This is a genomic window from Vibrio sp. QJM3NY_26 (genome assembly GCF_057786005.1).
Genome location: NZ_CM173515.1, coordinates 3165069 through 3186625 on the forward strand (window position 1 = coordinate 3165069; position 21557 = coordinate 3186625).

The window sequence follows — 21557 nt, forward strand, 5'->3', positions numbered from 1 at the left end:
GTCGTTAGATGGGTCGCAAAGCAAAAATAAGGAAGAAAAAAGGCTGAGAAACACATCGTGCTTTCAGCCTTATTTATCTTAGTGAATAGTATGCTATTTACGTACTATACCAACCGATCTGAGTATCAAAACAAGCTAGACATTCTGTTTAGATCAGATTGAATTGCGCCAGCTGTTACTTCACGTCCAGCACCCGGGCCACGAATAACCAATGGATTATCTTTGTACCACTTACTCTCAATCGCAAAGATATTATCGCAGGGCAGTAAGTTCGCCAGTGCGTGCTCTTTCGATAGTGCTTCAACGCCTACGGTTGCTTTACCATTCTTCTCCAAACGCGCTACGTAACGTAGAACCTTTTGTTGAGAGTGCGCTTTTTCCAAACGCTCAGCCAACTCTTCGCTTAGAACAGAAGCTTTATCGAAGAAGTCATCCACTGATAGCTCTTGCAGCTCCGCAGGTACGAGCGATTCCACTTTTACGTTTTCAGGTTCGATATCCAAACCCGATTCACGCGCTAGAATCACCAACTTACGCATCACGTCTGAGCCATCTAGATCAGCACGAGGATCCGGTTCCGTCAGGCCTTGTTGCCACGCTAAGTCAACCAGTTCGCTGAATGGCACCGTGCCATCAAACTGTTGAAACAACCAAGACAAAGTGCCAGAGAAAATACCAGACAGAGCAATGATATCGTCACCGCTCTCACGCAGGTCTCGCACAGTGTGGTTGATAGGTAAACCAGCACCCACTGTCGCGTTGTACAGCCAGTGACGGCTGATCTTAGCGAAAGCATCTTGTACCTGATGGTAATACTCGCTCGATGCAGATCCTGCCACCTTGTTAGCCGAGATCAGGTGGATACCTTGTTGTGCAATTTGTAGGTATTTTTCAGCAAGCACTGGGCTTGCGGTGACATCGAGTACCACAGCTTCATCGTAACTCTGAATAGAACCTAAACGCTCTAGCCAGTCGTTACCATTGTTAGCAATCGCTTCATCATCAAAACGTTTACCAACTGAAGTCGCATCAATGCCTTGATCGTCGAACCAATAGGTTTGGCTATCAACCACCGCAACCAATTCAAAGTTCATTCCACGACGCTTTTCAAGTTCCGATTTTTGCTCAGCAAACAGGCTTAACCAACTTGAGCCAATGTTGCCCTTACCACACAAGGCAATCGCAACACGCTTCTGAGCTTGGAACAGTTGAGAGTGAATACCTTTCACTAGGCTTGATGTTTCACTCTTACGAATCACGGCTACCAAGCTTAAGCCTGAGTTCGCTTCTGAGATGAACTCCACTGGCGAGCTCTTGAGCTGCTGGTAGAAACCGTAGCAATGGTTCGGGTTCTTAGTCACACCCGCACCCACTGCAGCAATCAGAGAAAAACCTTCTTTCAGTTTAATCTCAGCTTCAATCGCGTGATCTTGTAGATATTCTAATGCACCACCAGCGATCTCTTCCGTGTAAGCAAGGCGCAAGCAGTGTTGATCGGGTTCTAATTCATAAGCAAGCGGCTCTAATTGAGCACGCTTAAGCCCTTCAAGGACTTCACTCTCCAGACGGTCGAAATCATGGCCGTGACCAAAGGTCAATTGCACGATAAGAACTTCATCCAAAGAGGTAATAATTTTTGCACCACGCCCCGATGCCAGTACTCGCTCTATCTGTGTAGAGCCCGCCTCCGGCTGGTAGCTGCAGCGCAAGCTGAGATCCATAGCACTTTGAGCGACAGGCTGTAGCGTTCGGCTGTGTAGCACTGGAGCCGCAAGACGAGCTAATTCACTGGCTTCATCAAGGCGAAGCAGAGGTAATAAACACGCATCCGAAACCAAACGAGGGTCTGCGCTGTATACGCCCGCCACATCACTCCAGATTGTCACGCGTTCAACTTCAGCCAGAGCACCAATAACAGTTGCAGAGTAATCCGAACCGTTACGCCCAAGCAGCACCGTTTCGCCTTCGCAGTTCTGAGCCATAAAGCCAGTAATTACCACGCGACAATGTGCATGCTGCGCCAAGGCTTCTTTAATCAGAGGATAAGAGCGTGCGCGGTCAACTTCAGGTTGAGCACCCGCTTCTGCACGTAAAAAGGCACGCGCATCTTGAGCAACCGCTTGTAAGTCATGCTGGCACAACAACGTCGCCAACAAACGTGAAGACCAAACCTCACCATGACCCAGTACTTGTGCTTTTTGTGCTTCACTCAAGGGAGCTGTAAGCTCACCCAAAGCGGTAAATTCTTGTTGAATGGTTGCCGTTAGTTGCGAGGCGGCTTCACCTTCAAGCAGAGCCTCAATCAGTTCAAGTTGAAACTGACGAAGGGTTTGCAGGCATTCATGAGCAATACGACCATCTTTGTCGAGCGCTTCGACAAACTCAATTAAGCGGTTGGTTGTTTTGCCTGCGGCCGATACCACCACCAAATCCGTCGCTGATGAATATTCTCTAAGAATGTTGACCACGCGTTGGTAACATTCAGGGTTCGCTAAACTGCTGCCACCAAATTTATGTAGCTGGCGAAAGGTTGCCATTATTAAACCTCCCCTTCAGCAATAAAGCGTTGTGTTTTTTCAAACGCTTGCTTGAGATCGTCGATTAGGTCTTCCGCATCTTCAAGGCCAACAGAAAGGCGCAGTAGTTGTTGAGAAACACCCGCTTCTGCCAATGCTTCTTCGCCCATCGCACGGTGAGTCATCGACGCAGGGTGACAAATCAGGCTTTCAACACCACCCAGTGATTCAGCCAAAGAAAATAACTCTAACTTATCTACAAAATATTTAAGTGCTTCAAAAGAGCCCGCAAACTCAAAGCTCAACATGGAACCAAAGCCCAACTGCTGTTTCTTCGCGATCTCGTGACCCGGGTGTTCAGGAAGGCTTGGGTGGTAAATAGTGCCCACCAGATCTTGTTGTTGCAGAGCCGTCAGAATTTCACGTGAACTCTCTTCGTGAACACGCATACGCGCACCTAGCGTACGAATACCACGTAGAGTCATGTAACTATCAAATGGTGTGCCGGTCGCACCAATACAGTTGCCCCACCATGCAAGCTCTTCAGCGTGCTCTTCAGTTTTCGTCACGACAACGCCACCAATAACATCTGAGTGTCCGTTGATGTATTTGGTGGTTGAGTGGATAACAAAATCAGCACCCAGCTCTAAAGGCTTTTGGAACACAGGCGTCAAAAACGTGTTATCGACAGCAACCAGAGCACCTACCTCTTTCGCTTTACGGCAAGTCTCTGCAATATCAACCACACGAACCAACGGGTTCGATGGCGTTTCGATTAAGATCAACTTTGGCTTGAGCGCGATCGCCGCATCCAACGCTGCTTGATCCGATTGATCAACGAACAAAACTTTGAAGTCACCTTTTAACGAGCGGGTATTAAATAGGCGGTAAGTACCACCGTAGCAGTCGTGTGGTGCGATAATAAGATCATCACCGCCTAAGAAAGCGGATACCCACAAGTTAAGTGCCGAAGTACCACAGTTAGTCACCACTGCACCTTTGCCAGATTCAAGCTCAAACAATGCCGTTTCTAATAAACCACGGTTTGGGTTACCAGAACGGGTGTAATCGTACTTTGGCACTTCACCAAAAGCGGGAAACCCATAGTTAGTCGAAAGATAAATAGGTGGGACAACGGCATGGTGTTGCGTGTCTGACTCGATACCAGTACGTACTGCGATTGTTGCTGGCTTCCGGCTGCTCATAGGTGCTTCCTTACAAGTTTTGCGTCTGAGAATCACAGCGGCTTGTCGGCATTTTGCGGCTGTGTTAGATATATGTTATTCACTTTACTTTCATAAATGTGAGACGTCAACACTTCTAGACGTCTATATGTCTTTGCTTATGGCAGTAAATCCCGCTAAAATCACCACTATTAATTTATTCTAACAACTAAAGTGATGAAGGTACGCAATGGCCGACTGGAATGGTGAATACATAAGCCCATATGCTGAGCATGGAAAGAAAAGCGAACAAGTAAAAAAAATTACAGTTTCTATCCCTCTAAAAGTGTTAAAGGTTCTTACTGACGAGCGCACTCGCCGCCAGATTAATAACCTACGCCATGCAACAAACAGTGAGCTACTGTGCGAAGCCTTTCTACATGCGTACACAGGCCAACCACTGCCAACGGATGAAGATCTCCGTAAAGACCGTCCAGACGACATCCCGACTGAAGTGAAAAAGCTGATGACAGAGATGGGTATCGAATTCGAAGCGTTTGACGAAGAATAAAAACAACTCAGTCACTGCCTTCAATATTGATTCGCTATAGCTGAACCTTATTTGTCACATCACCCACTACGTTATCGGTAGCTGCTCTGTGAATGATAGACATAAAAAAAACCGACTCCTATGAGTCGGTTTTTTATTATTCTTTTTCGCTCAATAGAGCAACAGCTATTAAGCTATTAAGCTATTAAATTATTAAATTATTAAATTATTAAATTATTAAATTATTAAAGCATTAAGCCATATAGTTAGCAGGCATCTCAATACGAGCTACGCCAGATTCAACGGCCGCTACTGCAACCGCTTGTGCTACGCGAGGAAGTAGACGTGGGTCCATTGGCTTAGGAATGATGTAGCCTTTACCAAACTCCAGTGCAGTCTCACCTGCAGCAGCAAGTACTTCAGCCGGAACTTCTTCTTTCGCTAGTTCACGAATCGCTTTAACCGCAGCCAGCTTCATCTCATCATTGATTTCGCTCGCACGCACATCAAGCGCACCACGGAAAATGAATGGGAAACAAAGTACGTTGTTTACTTGGTTCGGGTAATCGCTACGGCCTGTACCCATGATAAGGTCAGAACGAACTTCATGAGCAAGCTCTGGCTTGATCTCTGGATCTGGGTTTGAACATGCAAACACAACAGGCTTATCAGCCATCAGCGTGAGTGCTTTAGCTGGTAGCAGGTTAGGACCCGATACGCCCAAGAACAGGTCAGCGCCTTCAATAACATCTTCAAGCGTGCGCTTGTCCGTGTTATTTGCGAATAGCGCTTTGTATTCATTCAAGTCTTCACGACGAGTGTGGATTACACCTTTACGGTCAAGCATGTAGATCTTCTCACGCTGAGCGCCACACTTAATCAGCAGTTCCATACAAGCAACAGCTGCTGCGCCAGCACCTAAACAAACGATCTTACACTCTTCAAGCTTCTTACCTTGAAGCTCAATCGCGTTCAGCATACCTGCAGCCGTTACAATCGCTGTACCGTGTTGGTCATCATGGAAAACAGGGACATCACAACGCTCAATCAGGCGGCGCTCAATCTCAAAACAGTCAGGTGCTTTGATGTCTTCTAGGTTAATACCGCCGAATGTATCTGCGATATTCGCAACCGTATCAACGAACTCATCGATTGTGCGGTGTTTTACTTCAATATCGATAGAATCTAAACCAGCAAAACGCTTAAACAGTAGCGCTTTACCTTCCATAACAGGTTTAGAAGCAATAGGGCCAAGGTTACCTAGGCCAAGAATCGCTGTACCGTTAGAGATAACTGCAACCATGTTGCCTTTACCTGTGTACTTATAAACGTTATCAACGTTCTGTGCGATCTCGCGAACAGGCTCAGCCACGCCTGGGCTGTATGCAAGTGCTAGGTCTTCTGCAGAGTTTGCAGGCTTCGTCAGTGCTACGGCAATTTTGCCTGGAATTGGGAACTCATGGTAATCAAGAGCTTGCTGACGGAATTGTTCTTGAGGCGATAACGCTTGAGAGGATTGATCTTGGCGGCTGTCTTCAGACATAGGTGTAGGTTCCTAGGATATTATTATTTGGGGGATCTTGTTCATGTTAATAGATGTACTTCAAAGTTCCTAGGTGGTTAAAGCCTCTGTCTCATTAAAAAACGAGATTTCACTACTAATAAGACCAGTGAGCAGTTGAAATTACTGTCGCTTGTTGAACTTTCGAGCGGATTTCAAGAATGGAGTGTTGGGTGTAAGTTATGAAACAAAACTCAAGCGGGTTGCCTGTCGTTTCGAGAAGTTGATGGCTGAATAAGATTCAGCGTTTTCTTAAATTTCAGGCAACAAAAAAGGACACCGAAGTGTCCTTTTTATGTCTAAATAGCGAGAATTACTTCTTGCTAGAAAGAGCACCGAAACGCTTGTTGAAGCGATCAACACGGCCGCCAGTATCTACGATACGTTGCTTACCAGTGTAGAATGGGTGACATTTGTCACATACGTCTAGGTGGATAGATTCTTTTGCAAGCGTTGAGTTGAACTCAAATGTGTTGCCGCAAGAACAAGTTGCAGAAACTGCTTTGTATTCTGGGTGGATACCAGTTTTCATGGGATAACCTCAAGTAGGCCGTGTCGCTATACGATTCTAAGCCGCACACCACACGTAGTTAAAAAATAAAATAAAGACACCGCTGCATCACTAAACTGCGATAAAGCCATACCTTTAAGGCGCAGTATAGTAATGAATCTATAAGGCAGGATCAACTGATTTGATACATTTTTCACCAATAGCCTCTTTTATTTCCTTTGTCGGCCTGAGATTTCGGGCTCTCGTTATCTTCCTTCGTTAACTCGATACTCTCATCCAAACTGCTCCTCGAATTTAACGCCCTTATCCATTAGACTGTTCGCTCTCGTCAACTCAGATAAAGCTGTCCCTTTATGCGTCCAATGATTGCCCGCGTGGCACTGCCTGTTCCACTAGACAAGCAGTTCGATTACAAGATTCCTAACCACCTATTCCCGATTATTGGTGGACGAGTATCTGTGCCTTTTGGACGACAAACCTTAACAGGTATTGTTACAGCTCTGGTTAACGAATCTGAATTCGAGCTAGACAAGCTCAAGCCCATTAAAGCCTTATTAGACAACCAACCTGTTTGGCCAGAATCGGTCTATTCACTCTTGGTATGGTGCAGCCAGTTCTATCAGTATCCACTGGGTGAAACCTTGGCTAATGCTCTACCAAGCGCTTTACGAAAAGGCAAAGCTGCCGACTTCGCAACGCTTGTCGAGTGGCAATTGACCCCATCAGGCAGAGATCAACTGATGCAAGGCTTTGGTCGTGCGGTTAAGCAAGCCAAAGTGATGCACATGCTTGAACACGGCCCTGTTCCTCATCAAGAGTTCATTGACGAGGAAGTAGGCAGCGCGGTGCTTAAGACTTTGGAAGAGAAAGGTTGGATTGAGTCGGTAGAGAAAAAGCCAAAGCGCCAGCCGTGGCCCGTTGAACTTGAAAACGAACAAGACAAGCCGAAGCTCAATGCTGAACAAGCGATCGCGATTGCGACAGTAAATAGCCAAACCGATTTTAGTTGCTTCTTGCTAGAGGGGGTTACCGGCTCAGGTAAAACCGAAGTCTACCTCAATATGATCAAGCCGATTCTCGAGCAAGGTAAACAAGCATTAGTATTGGTACCGGAAATAGGCCTCACTCCACAAACGATTAATCGCTTTAAGCGTCGTTTTAATGTGCCTGTTGAGGTGATTCACTCTGGATTAAACGATTCTGAACGATTGAATGCTTGGTTATCAGCACGTGACAAAATAGCGGGCATTGTGATTGGTACGCGCTCGGCTCTGTTCACGCCGTTCGCTGATCTGGGAATTATCATTGTCGATGAAGAGCACGACGCCTCTTATAAGCAGCAAGATAGCCTACGCTACCACGCTCGTGATGTCGCGATCATGCGTGCTCATAAAGCACAGATTCCGGTTGTGTTAGGCTCGGCGACTCCGGCCTTTGAAACGCTGCACAACGCTCAGATCGGTAAATACAGTTACCTCACCCTGACCTCACGTGCGGGTGTCGCGCTGCCGACCACCAATAAAGTGTTGGATGTGAAGGGTGAATATCTAGAAAGTGGCTTGTCTGCTTCTTTGATTGCTGAAATGCAAAGACACCTCAAAGCGGGCAACCAAGTGATGTTGTTTCTCAACCGCCGTGGGTTCTCTCCCGCATTGATGTGTCACGATTGTGGTTGGACAGCGGAATGTAAGCGTTGTGATGCCTACTACACCTATCACCAATACAGCAATGAGATGCGCTGTCACCACTGTGGTTCTCAGCAGCATATCGTGCACAATTGCCAAGGCTGTGGTTCAGCGAACTTAGTGACGGTGGGTGTAGGTACAGAACAGTTAGAGGCTCAACTTGGTCAGCTATTCCCTGAATACAAAACCATTCGTATTGACCGAGACAGCACCCGCCGCAAAGGCAGCTTAGAAAGCGCGCTAGAGTCGATTCGTAAAGGTGAATACCAAATTCTTATCGGTACACAGATGCTTGCTAAAGGTCACCACTTTCCTGACGTGACACTTGTGGCGTTATTGGATGTGGACGCCTCTTTATATAGTAGTGACTTCCGCGCCTCTGAACGGTTGGCGCAACTGTTTACTCAAGTCGCTGGTCGAGCAGGCCGTGCCAGTAAGCCGGGTGAGGTTATCTTACAAACTCACCATCCAGAGCATGGGTTGCTGCAAGCACTACTCCACAAAGACTATAACCACTTTGCCCAAACTGCATTGGCCGAGCGTAAACAAGCGATGCTGCCACCTTACACCTTTATGACTCTGTTTAGAGCGGAAGCCAATGACACACGTTTGGTGGAAGAGTTCTTGCGTCAGGTTCGTCATACATTAGAATCGCACCCCTTGTTTGACCAATATTGCATGGTTTTAGGCCCCACCCCAGCGCCACTGGCCAAGCGAGCGGGTAAATCACGCTGGCAGTTGATTCTACAAACTCAGACTCGTTCGTTAATGCAGAAGTTATTAATGAGTGCGAAGCCGGCAATTAATATGTTACCTGCTGCGAAAAAAGTCCGTTGGTCACTCGATATTGAGCCACAAGATTTGAGCTAAACCTACTTGGGTTAAAACTAATGATAAGTTTGTTCACAAATATTTCATATTTCTCGTGAGCAACCTCACACTAGTCATGTGATTTTTGTTAATCTAGCCGTAACTTTACACGGATGAAACGAATAAAATATTGCAATAAAAAAAGTGTTAGCAACACTTTCATGATATCTATTCGATTGTATTAATTATTCACGCCTTAAATACTTAGGCGACAAAGGAACTTAAAAGAGGGTTTAATTTATGGCGACAATGAAGGATGTTGCCCAGCTAGCAGGCGTCTCAACGGCAACGGTATCACGTGCATTGATGAACCCTGAAAAAGTCTCGGTTTCTACTCGTAAACGAGTTGAGACAGCAGTACTTGAAGCTGGATACTCACCCAATACATTAGCTAGAAATTTACGTCGCAACGAATCAAAAACCATCATCACTATCGTTCCTGATATCTGTGACCCTTACTTCGCCGAAATCATTCGTGGTATCGAAGATGCCGCTGTAGAGAATGATTACCTCGTTCTACTGGGTGACAGTGGTCAACAAAAGAAGCGTGAGTCTTCGTTTGTTAACTTGGTCTTCACCAAACAAGCAGACGGTATGCTACTGCTTGGCACTGATCATCCGTTTGATGTCAGTAAGCCTGAGCAAAAGAATTTACCGCCAATGGTTATGGCGTGTGAATTCGCACCTGAGCTTGAACTGCCAACGGTTCATATCGACAACCTAACCTCTGCATTTGAAGCCGTGAATTACCTCGCTCAGTTAGGTCATAAGCGCATCGCTCAGATCTCTGGACCAACGACTGCAACCCTGTGTAAGTTCCGTCAACAAGGCTACCAACAAGCATTGCGCCGCGCTGGAGTATCAATGAACCCAGCTTACAGCACTGTGGGCGATTTCACCTTTGAAGCGGGTGCGCAAGCGGTTCGTCAATTACTTGCACTTCCTGAACAACCTACAGCGATCTTCTGTCATAACGATGCGATGGCGATTGGTGCGATTCAAGAAGCGAAGAAGCTAGGTTTACGTGTTCCTCAAGACCTATCGATTGTTGGCTTCGATGACATCCAATTCGCTCAATACTGCGATCCACCGCTAACCACTATTTCTCAGCCTCGTTATGAGATTGGACGCCAAGCGATGTTGATGATGCTTGATCTATTGAAGGGCAACGATGTGCAAGCAGGTTCGCGTCTGCTTGAAGCTAAATTAGTCGTTAGAGGCAGCACCGCACCACCTCGAATGTAACCCTCAGAAATACCCTTATAAATCTGCGGCACATTTTGATGTGCCGCTTCCATTTCTGCACTATTATCCTCGCGCAATCTGGATTACCATGAGGACAGAATCAGCAACTATTGAATTGTCTTGTGGCTAATAGAGATTATGTAAAGCGCGGTCGTGGCACGAAAAAACCGACCAAGAAACAAGCCCCTCGCCGTAAACCTTGGCGCAGTGGTCTTTTGGCGATCCTCCTTGCCGGTGGTTTTGGTTATGGACTTTACTTATTGAGTAATGATCCTGAGCCGCCAACTCCAGTGGTAACCAAACCAAAACCTAAGCCAAAACCAGCGAAAGTGATTCCACCGCCTCCTGAAGAGAAGTGGGACTACGTTGAAACGCTGCCAAGCCGCGAGATTGAAGTTAAAGCCAAAGAACAAGAGATCTCTAAGATCCCTTACGTGATGCAGTGTGGCGCTTACAAAACGTCAGCACAGGCAGAAACGCGCAAGTTAGATATTGCGTTCCAAGGTATCTCGAGTGAAATCCGTAAAAAAGACGGCAGTAGCTGGTACCGTGTGGTTCTAGGGCCATACAAGTTGAAGCGTGACGCCGAGCGCGATCGCCATAAGCTGCAACGGGCGAAAATTGAACCTTGCGCTATTTGGAAAGACACCGATTAGATTTAGCGATAGTCGCAGTCTTAATCTTAACAAAAGCCGAAAACCAAACTCCGAAAGCCTCCCATTGTGGAGGTTTTCTTTTATTTACTCCTTTTAGTCAGTTTTCCTTACAACTTCCGCCGATAAGTTGCGCGACATCACTCGCCCTTCCTTGAATTATCCGAGCACCATCCTCATATACTTTTTATACCCAAAGATAAGAAATATTAAGAGGCCCTACTCGTGACTACCATTGTATCTGTACGTCGTAATAATAAAGTCGTCATCGCGGGTGATGGACAAGTATCTCTAGGTAATACTGTAATGAAGGGCAATGCCCGTAAAGTACGTCGCCTATACAACAACAAAGTACTGGCTGGTTTTGCTGGCGGTACGGCAGATGCTTTCACGCTATTCGAAAAATTTGAAAGCAAGCTGCAAATGCACCAAGGCCACCTAACCAAAGCTGCCGTTGAGCTGGCGAAGGATTGGCGTAGCGACCGTGCTCTACGTAAATTAGAAGCACTGCTAGCAGTCGCGGATGAAACCGCTTCGCTGATCATTACTGGTAACGGTGACGTCGTTCAACCAGAGAACGACCTGATTGCGATCGGTTCGGGCGGTAACTTCGCTCAAGCAGCAGCGACTGCACTATTAGAAAATACTGATTTAGATGCGCGTGAAATCGCAGAAAAGTCGCTGAACATAGCTGGCGATATCTGTGTATTCACCAACCATCACCACACTATTGAAGAACTAGAAAGCACCGTTGAGCTGCCAAAGCCAGAGTAACGACCGCTTCCATCAATAACGTTGTATTCAACAGTGATTAAAGAATTAAGGAAAAACCATGTCTGAGATGACTCCTCGCGAAATTGTTCACGAACTCAATCGCCACATTATCGGCCAAGACAACGCTAAGCGTTCAGTGGCTATCGCTCTACGTAACCGCTGGCGTCGTATGCAGCTTGAAGAAAGCCTGCGTGTTGAAGTATCACCAAAGAACATCCTGATGATTGGCCCAACGGGTGTGGGTAAAACTGAAATTGCTCGCCGTCTAGCGAAACTCGCTAATGCGCCGTTCATCAAGGTAGAAGCGACTAAGTTCACCGAAGTTGGCTACGTTGGTAAAGAAGTTGAGACCATCATCCGTGATCTAACGGACGTTGCGATCAAGATGACGCATCAACAAGCGATGGAAAAAGTACAATACCGCGCTGAAGAGCAAGCTGAAGAACGTATTCTTGATGCCCTTCTACCACCAGCACGTGATGCTTGGGGTCAGAACGAGCAATCAACTGAAGACACCACCTCTTCAAACACTCGCCAAATTTTCCGCAAGAAACTGCGCGAAGGTAAGCTAGACGACAAAGAGATCGAAGTCGATGTAGCCGCACCGCAAATGGGCGTTGAAATCATGTCACCTCCTGGTATGGAAGAGATGACGAACCAGCTGCAGGGCATGTTCCAAAACCTAGCGGGCGACACCAAGAAAAAACGTAAGATGAAAATCAAAGACGCATTCAAAGCACTGACGGAAGAAGAAGCTGCGAAGCTTGTGAACCAAGAAGAGCTAAAAGAGAGCGCGATCTTCAACGCTGAAAACAACGGCATCGTATTCATCGATGAGATCGACAAAATCTGTAAGCGTGGCGACAGCTCAGGCCCAGACGTATCTCGTGAAGGTGTTCAGCGCGACCTACTGCCTCTAATCGAAGGCAGCACAGTATCAACGAAGCACGGCATGGTTAAAACTGACCACATCTTGTTTATCACTTCAGGCGCATTCCAAGTGGCTAAGCCATCAGACCTGATCCCTGAACTACAAGGTCGTCTACCAATCCGTGTAGAACTTGAAGCACTATCAGCACATGACTTCAAACGTATTCTTACTGAACCAAAGGCGTCACTGACAGAACAGTACATTGCCCTGATGAAAACAGAAGATGTCGGCATTGAGTTTACTGAAGATGGCATCAACCAAATTGCAGACGCAGCATGGCGTGTGAACGAAACTACTGAAAACATCGGTGCGCGTCGTCTACACACAGTCATGGAGCGCCTAATGGATGAAATTTCATTTGACGCAACAGACCGAGCAGGCAGTAAATTGCTGATTGATGAAGCTTATGTAATATCTAAGCTTGGCGAGCTCGTGGAAGACGAAGACCTAAGTCGCTTCATCCTGTAGCACAGGAAACTCCAACTTATTGCTCTATCTCAAAGAAATAGCAGCTAGTAAGCGAATTCAAGGCCCACTTTCGAGTGGGCTTTTTATTACCCGAAAAATGGGCGTATACTCAAAACACAGTTTGAAACGAAGACTTACAAAGAATTAGACCTACGATGAAACAATCTCTACTGATTTGGCTTGATGCCGCACGACCAAAAACTCTGCCTCTCGCACTTGTCTCTATTCTTACAGGAAGTAGTTTAGCGTTCGCCGGCGGTCAGTTTTCTCTATCAATAGCCCTACTGGCTTTTTTAACTGCCACCTTATTACAAATTTTATCGAACCTAGCCAATGACTATGGTGACGCAGTAAAAGGCACAGACAACGAAAACCGTCTGGGGCCAACACGCGCAATGCAATCCGGCGCGGTGACCGCGAAAACCATGAAGCAAGCCATCATCCTCAACATCGTGTTTACCATGCTCGCTGGGCTGATTCTTATTTTTCATGCCTTAACCTCGATTGAAAGCATCTTATCTTTCATCGCGTTAGGCGTATTAGCCATAATGGCTGCCATCGCTTACACCGTGGGCAATAAACCTTATGGTTATATTGGCCTTGGCGATTTATCGGTATTTATCTTCTTCGGTTTGTTAGGCGTTTCAGGCACATACTTCTTACATACAGGTCATGTAGAACCAAGCCTATTCCTTCCAGCGCTAGGCTGTGGATTAATGGCGGTTGCGGTACTCAACATCAACAACATGCGTGATATAGAGAACGACAGCGAATGTGGTAAGCGCACCATGGCGGTTCGCCTAGGGCAACGCAAAGCCAAGCACTATCATTTTGCACTGCTTGGTCTCGCCCTTGCTTCTTTCGCTATCTACCTACTGATTCAAGAAAAACCGGTCTGGATCAGCCTGCCGTTTTTATTGAGCATTGTTATTGTTTACAAACATGGCAAGGCCGTTTGGGAAACCGAAAAACCAGCGCAGATTGCACCAATGATGCCAGTGATTGTGAAATGCTCACTGGTCACTAACCTATTGTTTGCAGGGGTTGTCGTAGCTCAAACTCTATTGAGTTAAATGAGACTAATCATTGCAAAGGGATCAAGCACCGATATACTCAAAGTAAGCTCATTGTTCAAAAGGTATACTAATGGAATACAACACTTCAGCACTGTGCGACATATATTTGGATCAAGTTGATGTCGTGGAGCCCATGTTCAGCAACTTCGGTGGACGTGCATCCTTCGCAGGACAGATCACGACATTAAAGTGTTTTGAAGACAATGCTTTGATTCGCTCCGTATTAGAGCAAGATGGTCTGGGACGTGTGTTGTTAATCGATGGTGGCGGCTCACTACGCAAAGCGCTGATCGATGCTGAGATTGCCCTACTTGCCGAAGACAATGAGTGGGAAGGTATTGTGGTTTACGGCTGTGTTCGTGAAGTCGATGAGCTAGAAGACATGAACATTGGTATTCAGGCTTTGGCTTCTATCCCTGTTGGTGCGAGCCAAGAAGGTGTCGGCGAATTGGACGTACCGGTCAACTTTGGCAGCGTAACCTTCTTACCGGAAGATTACCTCTACGCTGACAACACCGGCATTATTCTTTCGGCAGAGCCTTTAGATGTCGAACTTGATCTGGATGTTGAAGAAGAAGAGATCGAGTAACTCTCACTCAGCTTCAAATAATAAAATAAACCATAAGAACACGAAGCATAAGAACACAAACAAAAACGCCCGCTACTCAGTAGCGGGCGTTTTTTTAAATCTGAAGAGTCAATTACTCTACGTCATCCATTTTACCAAGAAGGTTACGGATGCGATCTTGCCACGCTGAATGCTCTTCCTGCATTTGCTGAGTTTTTTGCTCTAGCTCGTGACGGCTTTCTTTAAGCTCACCAGCTTCCGTTGCTAGTGCTTGTTTCTCTTCTTTAAGCTCTTCCACTTCCATTTGAAGAAGTGCAATTGTATCTACTGCTGTTTGAATTTTTGCTTCTAGCTGCTCTAGTACTTCAAAAGACATTCTGGCCTACCTTTAAGTTATCCGTTTGATGGTGAAGGTCTACTCCACTTATTTCCCCATTCTACTCAGCAGAGCAAGGATAAACACTCAATATATTCGATATTTTGCGCCATTCGATGAAAAAAACAGCGCTTTTTACCGAATATTGACGTGAATTATTACTACCGCGGCAACAGACTGATTATTTTGATGAATAATACCTGTTTTCACCCGTAAATTGATCAAGAGCAATCCCAAAAAAACAAAAAGGCAAACGTTTCCTTTGGGATATGGTAAAATTCGCCGCGAAATTTCTATTCCCCTTTTGAAAATTTTGGAGTCCGCATGAAACGCGATTTAGCAATGTCATTCTCTCGTGTCACTGAAGGTGCAGCACTAGCTGGTTACAAGTGGCTTGGCCGCGGCGATAAAAACGCTGCAGATGGCGCTGCTGTAGAAGTAATGCGTAGCCTACTGAACAAAACAGAAATTAGCGGCGAGATCGTTATCGGCGAAGGTGAAATCGATGATGCACCTATGCTATACATCGGCGAAAACGTCGGTATTGGCGGTGATGCAGTAGATATCGCCGTTGACCCAATTGAGGGGACTCGCATGACAGCAATGGGCCAATCAAATGCATTGGCTGTATTGGCTGCAGGCGAAAAAGGTAGCTTCCTAAAAGCGCCTGACATGTACATGGAAAAATTGGTTGTTGGCCCTGGTGCAAAAGGCGTGATTGACCTAGAACTGCCGCTGACAGAAAACCTAGAAAACATTGCGAAAGCACTAGGTAAAACACTCGATACACTGGTAGTAACGACACTAGCTAAGCCACGCCATGATCAAGTGATTGCCGACATGCAGGCGATGGGCGTTCGTGTATTCGCAGTGCCAGACGGTGATGTTGCTGCTTCTATCCTCACGTGCATGCCAGACAGCGAAGTCGACGTAATGTACTGCATCGGCGGCGCGCCTGAAGGCGTGGTTTCGGCTGCGGTTATTCGCGCACTCGACGGCGACATGCACGCACGCCTGCTTCCTCGCCATGAAGTAAAAGGTGATACAGAAGAGAACCGCAAGCACGGTGAGCTTGAACTAGAGCGTTGTGCTGAAATGGGCGTAACGGCGGGTATCGTGTTGAAGATGGAAGACATGGCTCGTAGCGACAACGTTGTATTCTCAGCAACTGGCATTACTAAGGGTGACCTTCTAGAGGGCATCACACGTATAGGTAATATCGCAACCACAGAAACACTGCTTATCCGTGGTCGCTGCCGTACGATTCGCCGCATCAAATCTATCCATTACCTAGAGCGTAAAGACCCAGAAGTAATCGGTCACATCCTATAGACCTAAACTCGCTCAAGCAGAACATTCGAAGGCTGATACCAAGTATCAGCCTTTTGTTTTATTGGTCACCAATAATCTGTGCATTTCACCTGCACCATAGTAAATGGTTTGCTTTATAAACACCTTGCCTCATAATAGTAAGGTTCATGAGGTAGAGATAGTATGAAAACAAGCGACAAAATCTTACAGACCATTAAGCGTCAAGGCGCGGTAACCGCGAAACAGTTGTCAGAAGAATTTGGCATGACGACAATGGGTGCAAGGCAACATCTGCAAAGTCTGGAAGATGACGGTATTCTTGCGTTTCATGATGTTAAAGTAAAAGTGGGTCGCCCGACTCGCCACTGGTCCCTGACTCAACAAGGCCATGGTCAATTTTCAGATCGACACGGTGAACTCACCATTCAAGTGATCGATGCTGTCGAGAACCTGTTTGGTAAAGAGGGGTTAGCTAAGGTTGCGGCCGAGCGCGAACAACACACCCTTAAGCAATATCAAACCGCGCTGTCTGATTGTGAATCGCTGAGCAGCAAGCTTAAAAAACTCACCCAGCTGCGTGAAGACGAAGGCTACATGGCTGAACTTCAAGAGCATGACGATCACTACATCTTGATCGAGAACCACTGCCCTATCTGCAAAGCTGCAACTCGCTGCCCTAGCCTGTGCCAATCTGAGCTCAATGTTTTCAAAGAATTACTCAAAGATGAATGTCATGTGAGCCGCACTGAACACATCATTACTGGCGAGCGTCGTTGTACTTATACCCTAACGCCAAGTTACTGATCCTGTCTCAATATTGAGAAAACACCAATAGATTAAAATTTGTACAAATTTCTTTCTTAAGCTTAAAGCATATGAAACATGCTTAATGCTAAGGAAGGAATCATGGCACATCCACAGCCCAATCAAAAACTGCCCCCTTTTGATGAACTGGTCCAACTCGCGAAAAGCGATCCGAAAGCATTCGATCAATTCAAACACGAGATGTGCGAACAGATGATTTGCTCAGCCTCAGAGACCATGCAAAACAGGCTTCGCGCTCAACAAAGTCATATCGATTTAGTCGTCAGCCGCTGCAAGAATCCACATCACGCTAATGTTGTTCTGATGCAAGAGCTGCGCTGTCAGGTCTGTAAATTCCAAGATGCACTCAAAGGCCGCTGCGATTTTGAAGAATCTCTGCCTGAAAATGTCGTGCCTTTCAGGCCAAATACAGAGCCAAAAATGTACTAGCTGTTTAAATGTACTAACCGTTGAAATGGACTAGCGACAAAAACCCATTCAAAGAAAAACGCTTTAAAAAAAGGGAGCACAATGCTCCCTTCTTATTTCTCAATCATTCAATCTTTACACTGGGTCGTCACCGTAATCATTACGGCCTTCAGTTCCCTTGAGCAATCCACATTCAATCAAAATCCATAAACCACATACTAATGCTGCAACCGTTGCTGCCATGTGAACTGGCGATACCGACTCTGTTGTCGTTGCGACCATTGGCGAAGCCAAACGCCCAAGCACCAGTGGCACGTTCAACAGCAACCAGTAGTTCGACTTATTGCGGTCGTGCCAGCGTTTAGCGGTAATTGCAAGATCTGGGATAACCAGCAACAGTAGGAAGATTGGTAGCAGGATATAGGAATATGCAGGGAACAGAACAGAAATACCGGAAGCAAAACCAGTAATCGCTACATAGTAGAAAACATTCCAAATCCAGTAAGTCTTACGACCAATTCTCCCCTTGAAAGAGAGCAGTAAATCTTTCATCGACATCTTAAATACTCAAAAAATTAATGCGCTACCAAAAAGTTAGCAGCAAATAGTCAGTTAATCACTTTTAGTTAGTTGATTCTTTTTAGCTAGTTCATCACTTTCTGAAAGCAACTTTTATCCATATCTCGTATGTTGACCGTTAGGCTACGGATATGGCTTGCCTGTTCTTGTAGGGTTTGCATCAACAAACGCGACAATTCTCTTTTCTGTTCTTCGGTACGTCCTGAAAGTAACTCAAAGCTAATATGAACAAAATCCACATTGTCCTCTTCATCACCGACCAACCAGTTATGACAGCGCAGTGAACGAGACTTCACAGAAGGTACATCAAACAAACCACAGTTTAATGTAACTTGATGAAGGTCTTCCAGTAAACCTTGGATATTCACTCGCTCATCCACTGAATTTGAGTACTCTAGAACTAGATTCGGCATTATTACTTCCTATTGTTAACGCAATCGTTTGTCCCTTAATAGCAACTAACGATGAAAAATCCGAGAAGTTAGCTATTATTCTGTCTGCCGGATCACTGATATATGCTCAAAATCTACTCTGACCATTGAGTAAGATCCAAGAAAGTCATGACCACAGTCATGATCTGTTGATATTATTCTGTTATATTATTTCGTAATAAAGTTTACTTTTTTACATTCGATTTATTTAAATACTTTGGAGATATTCCTATGCGTCATCCTGTAGTTATGGGTAACTGGAAACTAAACGGCAGCAAAGAAATGGTTGTTGATCTACTAAACGGTCTTAACGCTGAACTTGAAGGCGTAACAGGCGTAGACGTAGCAGTTGCTCCACCAGCACTTTTCGTTGATCTTGCTGAGCGTACGCTTACTGAAGCGGGCAGCGCGATCATCCTAGGTGCTCAAAACTCTGACCTAAACAACAGCGGTGCATTCACTGGCGACATGTCTCCAGCAATGCTTAAAGAGTTCGGCGCATCTCACATCATCATCGGTCACTCTGAGCGTCGTGAATACCACGCTGAGTCTGACGAATTCGTTGCTAAGAAATTCGCATTCCTAAAAGAGAACGGCCTAACTCCAGTTCTTTGTATCGGTGAGTCTGATGCACAAAACGAAGCAGGCGAAACTGTTGCTGTATGTGCTCGTCAACTTGACGCTGTTATCAACACTCAAGGTGTTGAAGCTCTTGAAGGCGCTATCATCGCTTACGAACCAATCTGGGCTATCGGTACTGGTAAAGCAGCTACAGCTGAAGATGCACAACGCATCCACGCTCAAATCCGTGCACACATCGCAGAGAAATCTGAAGACGTTGCTAAGAAAGTTGTTATCCAATACGGCGGTTCTGTTAAGCCAGAAAACGCAGCAGCTTACTTCGCACAACCAGACATCGACGGTGCTCTAGTTGGCGGCGCAGCTCTAGACGCGAAAAGCTTCGCAGCTATCGCTAAAGCAGCAGCTGAAGCAAAAGCTTAATTTAAACTTCACCGTTTAGATTAAATGAAAGGTCAACTTAGGTTGGCCTTTTTTGATCTCGCTCGAAAACCACCACCCCCAACCTCTTTTTTGTACTGAGCTCTTTGTAACTTAATAACATTCCGGTTTATTGGACTGCGTTATGAAAATTTATACACAAGCTCATCTAAACACATTTCGAAAACATCTCAGAAACAACATGCCTCAACCAGAACGCAAGCTATGGTTTTATATACGGAACAAGCAGCTTGGTATTAAGTTTCGCAGACAACATAGCATCGGAAAGTACGTCGTGGATTTCTTCTGCTGTGAACTAAAACTGGCTATTGAGATCGATGGTAATAGCCACTTTACAGAACAAGCTCAGGCTTACGATCACCAGCGCACACGAGACTTAAACAAAATTGGAATCAAGGTGCTTCGCTTTACCAATAATGAGGTTAATCAGAATCTTGAAGAAGTTTTGGTAAAGATCATGAATTCAATTCCCAAATAAACTTCTATGTAAATATCCCCCTCTAACTCCCCCTTATTTCAACATTCTCGATTACCCTGCCGATCTAAGATAAAGGGGGAGAACTTTCTTTGTGTACTTAGATTTCTAGGCTAACTGAAACCACAAAGTGTTCAATGAATCGCTATTTGGAAAACTTATATTAATAGCTAAAATTTGTTGTAGTCGGTATATGTTCCAACAAATACGGAACTGTTCCTCCCCTTTCCAAAGAAAGCTAAAGGTATCTGTGAACCTGACTTAAGGGGAGGCTAGGAGGGGATTTTACAATGAATCAAAAGAACGGCAGGCACAAAAAAACCGCTGATAAATCAGCGGTTTTTAATATTTTAAGCGAACGCTAAGCGTGTCTTAGAACAACTCTTCTGCAACGCGGAACAGCTCAGAACGGTCTGGGTTCTGCATGTTCTCGATACAGTCGATGATGTCGTGGTGAACAAGCGCTTCTTTCTCGATACCAACACAACGACCACCGTGGCCTTCTTGAAGAAGGTGAACAGCGTAGTTACCCATGCGAGAAGCCAGTACACGGTCAAATGCAGTCGGGCGACCACCACGTTGGATGTGACCAAGAACCGTTGCACGAGTTTCACGACCTGTTGAAGCTTCGATCTCTTTCGCTAGTTCATTCGCATCCATCATTAACTCAGTTAGAGCGATGATTGCGTGCTTCTTACCTTTCGCAATACCATCTTGGATATTACTGATAAGCTGATCTTTATCTAGGCCAGTCTCAGGTGTGATGATGTACTCACAGCCACCCGCAATTGCTGACATAAGCGTAAGGTCACCACAGTGACGGCCCATGATTTCAACAATAGAAATACGTTGGTGAGAAGAAGACGTGTCACGTAGACGGTCGATTGAATCGATAACAGTGTTAAGCGCTGTTAGGTAGCCGATTGTGTAGTCAGTACCCGCGATATCGTTATCGATTGTGCCTGGAAGACCGATACATGGGTAACCCATCTCAGTCAATTTCTTAGCACCCATGTAAGAACCGTCACCACCGATAACAACTAGTGCTTCGATACCGTGCTTCTTAAGGTTCTCGATGCCTTTCTCACGAACAGCAACGTCTTTGAACTCAGGGAAACGTGCAGAACCTAAGAAAGTACCACCACGGTTGATCACGTCAGATACGCTTGAACGGTCAAGCTTTTCGATACGGTCTTCAACAAGGCCTTGGTAGCCATCGTAAATACCGTAAACTTCAATGCCAACTGATAGCGCAGTACGAACTACACCACGAACTGCTGCGTTCATGCCTGGAGCGTCACCACCACTGGTCAAAACACCGATCTTCTTAATCATGCTCACCCTCGATTTTTGGGAATCTATTATTCAATTCTTATTCTTGCTGATTGTATATCAACAAGATTTTAAATCTATATTTGTGCGTTATGTTACATTTCCTCAACAGGAATAGCACTTAAATCGCGTAAAATTATGTAACATTTCTACTTCTGTAAGAGTATTACAGTTTTACTCAGTAACTTTGTTGATTCACATCAGAATCAACATTAATTGTTACTAAGGT

At 45.6% G+C, this 21557-nt stretch carries 21 protein-coding genes; 13 read left to right on the forward strand and 8 right to left on the reverse strand.

The window, feature by feature from the left end; all coding sequences use genetic code 11:
* Positions 1-125 precede the first annotated feature (125 nt).
* Together AC3CH4_RS14155 and AC3CH4_RS14160 are read right to left on the reverse strand one after the other, a co-directional pair.
* Positions 126-2537 carry a bifunctional aspartate kinase/homoserine dehydrogenase II gene (locus AC3CH4_RS14155; protein WP_488543068.1) on the reverse strand — a complete coding sequence of 804 codons (2412 nt, stop codon included), beginning with the start codon at positions 2535-2537 and terminating at the stop codon, positions 126-128.
* A 2-nt stretch (positions 2538-2539) separates the two neighbouring features.
* Complete coding sequence (locus AC3CH4_RS14160) at positions 2540-3721, reverse strand: O-succinylhomoserine (thiol)-lyase (protein WP_029222061.1); 1182 nt, start codon at positions 3719-3721, stop codon at positions 2540-2542.
* Positions 3722-3929: 208 nt separating this feature from the next.
* Between AC3CH4_RS14160 and metJ the strand changes: the two genes are divergently transcribed.
* Entirely contained in the window at positions 3930-4250 is a 321-nt protein-coding gene (gene metJ, locus AC3CH4_RS14165; RefSeq protein WP_004729686.1) for a met regulon transcriptional regulator MetJ, read from the forward strand.
* 232 nt (positions 4251-4482) lie between these two features.
* Here metJ and AC3CH4_RS14170 read toward each other — a convergent pair whose 3' ends face one another.
* Both AC3CH4_RS14170 and rpmE read right to left on the reverse strand, forming a co-directional pair.
* Positions 4483-5772: a malic enzyme-like NAD(P)-binding protein gene (locus AC3CH4_RS14170; protein ID WP_488543069.1), complete on the reverse strand. Its 1290-nt coding sequence runs from the start codon at positions 5770-5772 to the stop codon at positions 4483-4485.
* A 331-nt stretch (positions 5773-6103) separates the two neighbouring features.
* A complete protein-coding gene (rpmE, locus tag AC3CH4_RS14175; protein WP_004729688.1) occupies positions 6104-6322 on the reverse strand; it encodes a 50S ribosomal protein L31 in 219 nt (72 codons plus the stop codon).
* A 332-nt stretch (positions 6323-6654) separates the two neighbouring features.
* On the opposite strand from rpmE, the gene priA reads away from it, so the two are divergent.
* The 7 genes from priA to rraA all read left to right on the forward strand — a co-directional run bounded on the left by priA (position 6655) and on the right by rraA (position 14592).
* Positions 6655-8856 carry a primosomal protein N' gene (gene priA / locus AC3CH4_RS14180; RefSeq protein WP_017083806.1) on the forward strand — a complete coding sequence of 734 codons (2202 nt, stop codon included), beginning with the start codon at positions 6655-6657 and terminating at the stop codon, positions 8854-8856.
* 240 nt (positions 8857-9096) lie between these two features.
* A complete protein-coding gene (gene cytR / locus AC3CH4_RS14185) occupies positions 9097-10101 on the forward strand; it encodes a DNA-binding transcriptional regulator CytR (protein WP_004729690.1) in 1005 nt (334 codons plus the stop codon).
* A gap of 122 nt (positions 10102-10223) precedes the next feature.
* Positions 10224-10757 carry a cell division protein FtsN gene (gene ftsN, locus AC3CH4_RS14190; RefSeq protein ID WP_065207417.1) on the forward strand — a complete coding sequence of 178 codons (534 nt, stop codon included), beginning with the start codon at positions 10224-10226 and terminating at the stop codon, positions 10755-10757.
* A 222-nt stretch (positions 10758-10979) separates the two neighbouring features.
* Positions 10980-11528, forward strand: coding sequence for an ATP-dependent protease subunit HslV (gene hslV, locus AC3CH4_RS14195; RefSeq protein ID WP_004729692.1), 549 nt, complete (start codon positions 10980-10982; stop codon positions 11526-11528).
* Between the two features lie 58 nt (positions 11529-11586).
* Complete coding sequence (gene hslU / locus AC3CH4_RS14200) at positions 11587-12927, forward strand: ATP-dependent protease ATPase subunit HslU (RefSeq protein ID WP_017077598.1); 1341 nt, start codon at positions 11587-11589, stop codon at positions 12925-12927.
* Positions 12928-13082: 155 nt separating this feature from the next.
* Entirely contained in the window at positions 13083-14000 is a 918-nt protein-coding gene (locus AC3CH4_RS14205; protein WP_017080187.1) for a 1,4-dihydroxy-2-naphthoate polyprenyltransferase, read from the forward strand.
* A gap of 73 nt (positions 14001-14073) precedes the next feature.
* Complete coding sequence (gene rraA, locus AC3CH4_RS14210; protein ID WP_004729695.1) at positions 14074-14592, forward strand: ribonuclease E activity regulator RraA; 519 nt, start codon at positions 14074-14076, stop codon at positions 14590-14592.
* 112 nt (positions 14593-14704) lie between these two features.
* Here the strand turns inward: rraA and zapB are convergent, their stop codons facing one another.
* Positions 14705-14947: a cell division protein ZapB gene (zapB, locus tag AC3CH4_RS14215; protein WP_004729696.1), complete on the reverse strand. Its 243-nt coding sequence runs from the start codon at positions 14945-14947 to the stop codon at positions 14705-14707.
* A 324-nt stretch (positions 14948-15271) separates the two neighbouring features.
* Here zapB and glpX point away from each other — a divergent pair, with 324 nt between their 5' ends.
* The 3 genes from glpX to AC3CH4_RS14230 all read left to right on the forward strand — a co-directional run bounded on the left by glpX (position 15272) and on the right by AC3CH4_RS14230 (position 17512).
* Positions 15272-16279, forward strand: a complete 1008-nt coding sequence (gene glpX / locus AC3CH4_RS14220) for a class II fructose-bisphosphatase (protein WP_488543070.1) — start codon at positions 15272-15274, stop codon at positions 16277-16279.
* Between the two features lie 162 nt (positions 16280-16441).
* Positions 16442-17062 carry a helix-turn-helix transcriptional regulator gene (locus AC3CH4_RS14225; protein ID WP_054548230.1) on the forward strand — a complete coding sequence of 207 codons (621 nt, stop codon included), beginning with the start codon at positions 16442-16444 and terminating at the stop codon, positions 17060-17062.
* A gap of 102 nt (positions 17063-17164) precedes the next feature.
* On the forward strand, positions 17165-17512 hold the full coding sequence (locus AC3CH4_RS14230) for a DUF3135 domain-containing protein (protein ID WP_017077594.1): 348 nt from the start codon (positions 17165-17167) through the stop codon (positions 17510-17512).
* Positions 17513-17626: 114 nt separating this feature from the next.
* Here the strand turns inward: AC3CH4_RS14230 and AC3CH4_RS14235 are convergent, their stop codons facing one another.
* Together AC3CH4_RS14235 and AC3CH4_RS14240 are read right to left on the reverse strand one after the other, a co-directional pair.
* A complete protein-coding gene (locus tag AC3CH4_RS14235; RefSeq protein WP_010435371.1) occupies positions 17627-18049 on the reverse strand; it encodes a DUF805 domain-containing protein in 423 nt (140 codons plus the stop codon).
* An 86-nt stretch (positions 18050-18135) separates the two neighbouring features.
* Positions 18136-18483, reverse strand: a complete 348-nt coding sequence (locus tag AC3CH4_RS14240; RefSeq protein ID WP_017077592.1) for a 5-carboxymethyl-2-hydroxymuconate Delta-isomerase — start codon at positions 18481-18483, stop codon at positions 18136-18138.
* A gap of 249 nt (positions 18484-18732) precedes the next feature.
* On the opposite strand from AC3CH4_RS14240, the gene tpiA reads away from it, so the two are divergent.
* Both tpiA and AC3CH4_RS14250 read left to right on the forward strand, forming a co-directional pair.
* Entirely contained in the window at positions 18733-19503 is a 771-nt protein-coding gene (gene tpiA, locus AC3CH4_RS14245; protein ID WP_004729704.1) for a triose-phosphate isomerase, read from the forward strand.
* Positions 19504-19645: 142 nt separating this feature from the next.
* A complete protein-coding gene (locus tag AC3CH4_RS14250; RefSeq protein WP_017077591.1) occupies positions 19646-19999 on the forward strand; it encodes an endonuclease domain-containing protein in 354 nt (117 codons plus the stop codon).
* 369 nt (positions 20000-20368) lie between these two features.
* Here the strand turns inward: AC3CH4_RS14250 and pfkA are convergent, their stop codons facing one another.
* Positions 20369-21331, reverse strand: a complete 963-nt coding sequence (gene pfkA, locus AC3CH4_RS14255; RefSeq protein ID WP_004729705.1) for a 6-phosphofructokinase — start codon at positions 21329-21331, stop codon at positions 20369-20371.
* Positions 21332-21557 lie beyond the last annotated feature (226 nt).

What these genes read in the sequence shown, in the direction of transcription:
- AC3CH4_RS14155 (WP_488543068.1), bottom strand. Translation starts at nt 2,537, where the DNA reads ATGGCAACCTTTCGCCAGCTACATAAATTTGGTGGCAGCAGTTTAGCG.
- AC3CH4_RS14160 (WP_029222061.1), bottom strand. Translation starts at nt 3,721, where the DNA reads ATGAGCAGCCGGAAGCCAGCAACAATCGCAGTACGTACTGGTATCGAG.
- metJ (WP_004729686.1), top strand. Translation starts at nt 3,930, where the DNA reads ATGGCCGACTGGAATGGTGAATACATAAGCCCATATGCTGAGCATGGA.
- AC3CH4_RS14170 (WP_488543069.1), bottom strand. Translation starts at nt 5,772, where the DNA reads ATGTCTGAAGACAGCCGCCAAGATCAATCCTCTCAAGCGTTATCGCCT.
- rpmE (WP_004729688.1), bottom strand. Translation starts at nt 6,322, where the DNA reads ATGAAAACTGGTATCCACCCAGAATACAAAGCAGTTTCTGCAACTTGT.
- priA (WP_017083806.1), top strand. Translation starts at nt 6,655, where the DNA reads ATGCGTCCAATGATTGCCCGCGTGGCACTGCCTGTTCCACTAGACAAG.
- cytR (WP_004729690.1), top strand. Translation starts at nt 9,097, where the DNA reads ATGGCGACAATGAAGGATGTTGCCCAGCTAGCAGGCGTCTCAACGGCA.
- hslU (WP_017077598.1), top strand. Translation starts at nt 11,587, where the DNA reads ATGTCTGAGATGACTCCTCGCGAAATTGTTCACGAACTCAATCGCCAC.
- AC3CH4_RS14205 (WP_017080187.1), top strand. Translation starts at nt 13,083, where the DNA reads ATGAAACAATCTCTACTGATTTGGCTTGATGCCGCACGACCAAAAACT.
- rraA (WP_004729695.1), top strand. Translation starts at nt 14,074, where the DNA reads ATGGAATACAACACTTCAGCACTGTGCGACATATATTTGGATCAAGTT.
- zapB (WP_004729696.1), bottom strand. Translation starts at nt 14,947, where the DNA reads ATGTCTTTTGAAGTACTAGAGCAGCTAGAAGCAAAAATTCAAACAGCA.
- glpX (WP_488543070.1), top strand. Translation starts at nt 15,272, where the DNA reads ATGAAACGCGATTTAGCAATGTCATTCTCTCGTGTCACTGAAGGTGCA.
- AC3CH4_RS14225 (WP_054548230.1), top strand. Translation starts at nt 16,442, where the DNA reads ATGAAAACAAGCGACAAAATCTTACAGACCATTAAGCGTCAAGGCGCG.
- AC3CH4_RS14230 (WP_017077594.1), top strand. Translation starts at nt 17,165, where the DNA reads ATGGCACATCCACAGCCCAATCAAAAACTGCCCCCTTTTGATGAACTG.
- AC3CH4_RS14235 (WP_010435371.1), bottom strand. Translation starts at nt 18,049, where the DNA reads ATGTCGATGAAAGATTTACTGCTCTCTTTCAAGGGGAGAATTGGTCGT.
- AC3CH4_RS14240 (WP_017077592.1), bottom strand. Translation starts at nt 18,483, where the DNA reads ATGCCGAATCTAGTTCTAGAGTACTCAAATTCAGTGGATGAGCGAGTG.
- tpiA (WP_004729704.1), top strand. Translation starts at nt 18,733, where the DNA reads ATGCGTCATCCTGTAGTTATGGGTAACTGGAAACTAAACGGCAGCAAA.
- AC3CH4_RS14250 (WP_017077591.1), top strand. Translation starts at nt 19,646, where the DNA reads ATGAAAATTTATACACAAGCTCATCTAAACACATTTCGAAAACATCTC.
- pfkA (WP_004729705.1), bottom strand. Translation starts at nt 21,331, where the DNA reads ATGATTAAGAAGATCGGTGTTTTGACCAGTGGTGGTGACGCTCCAGGC.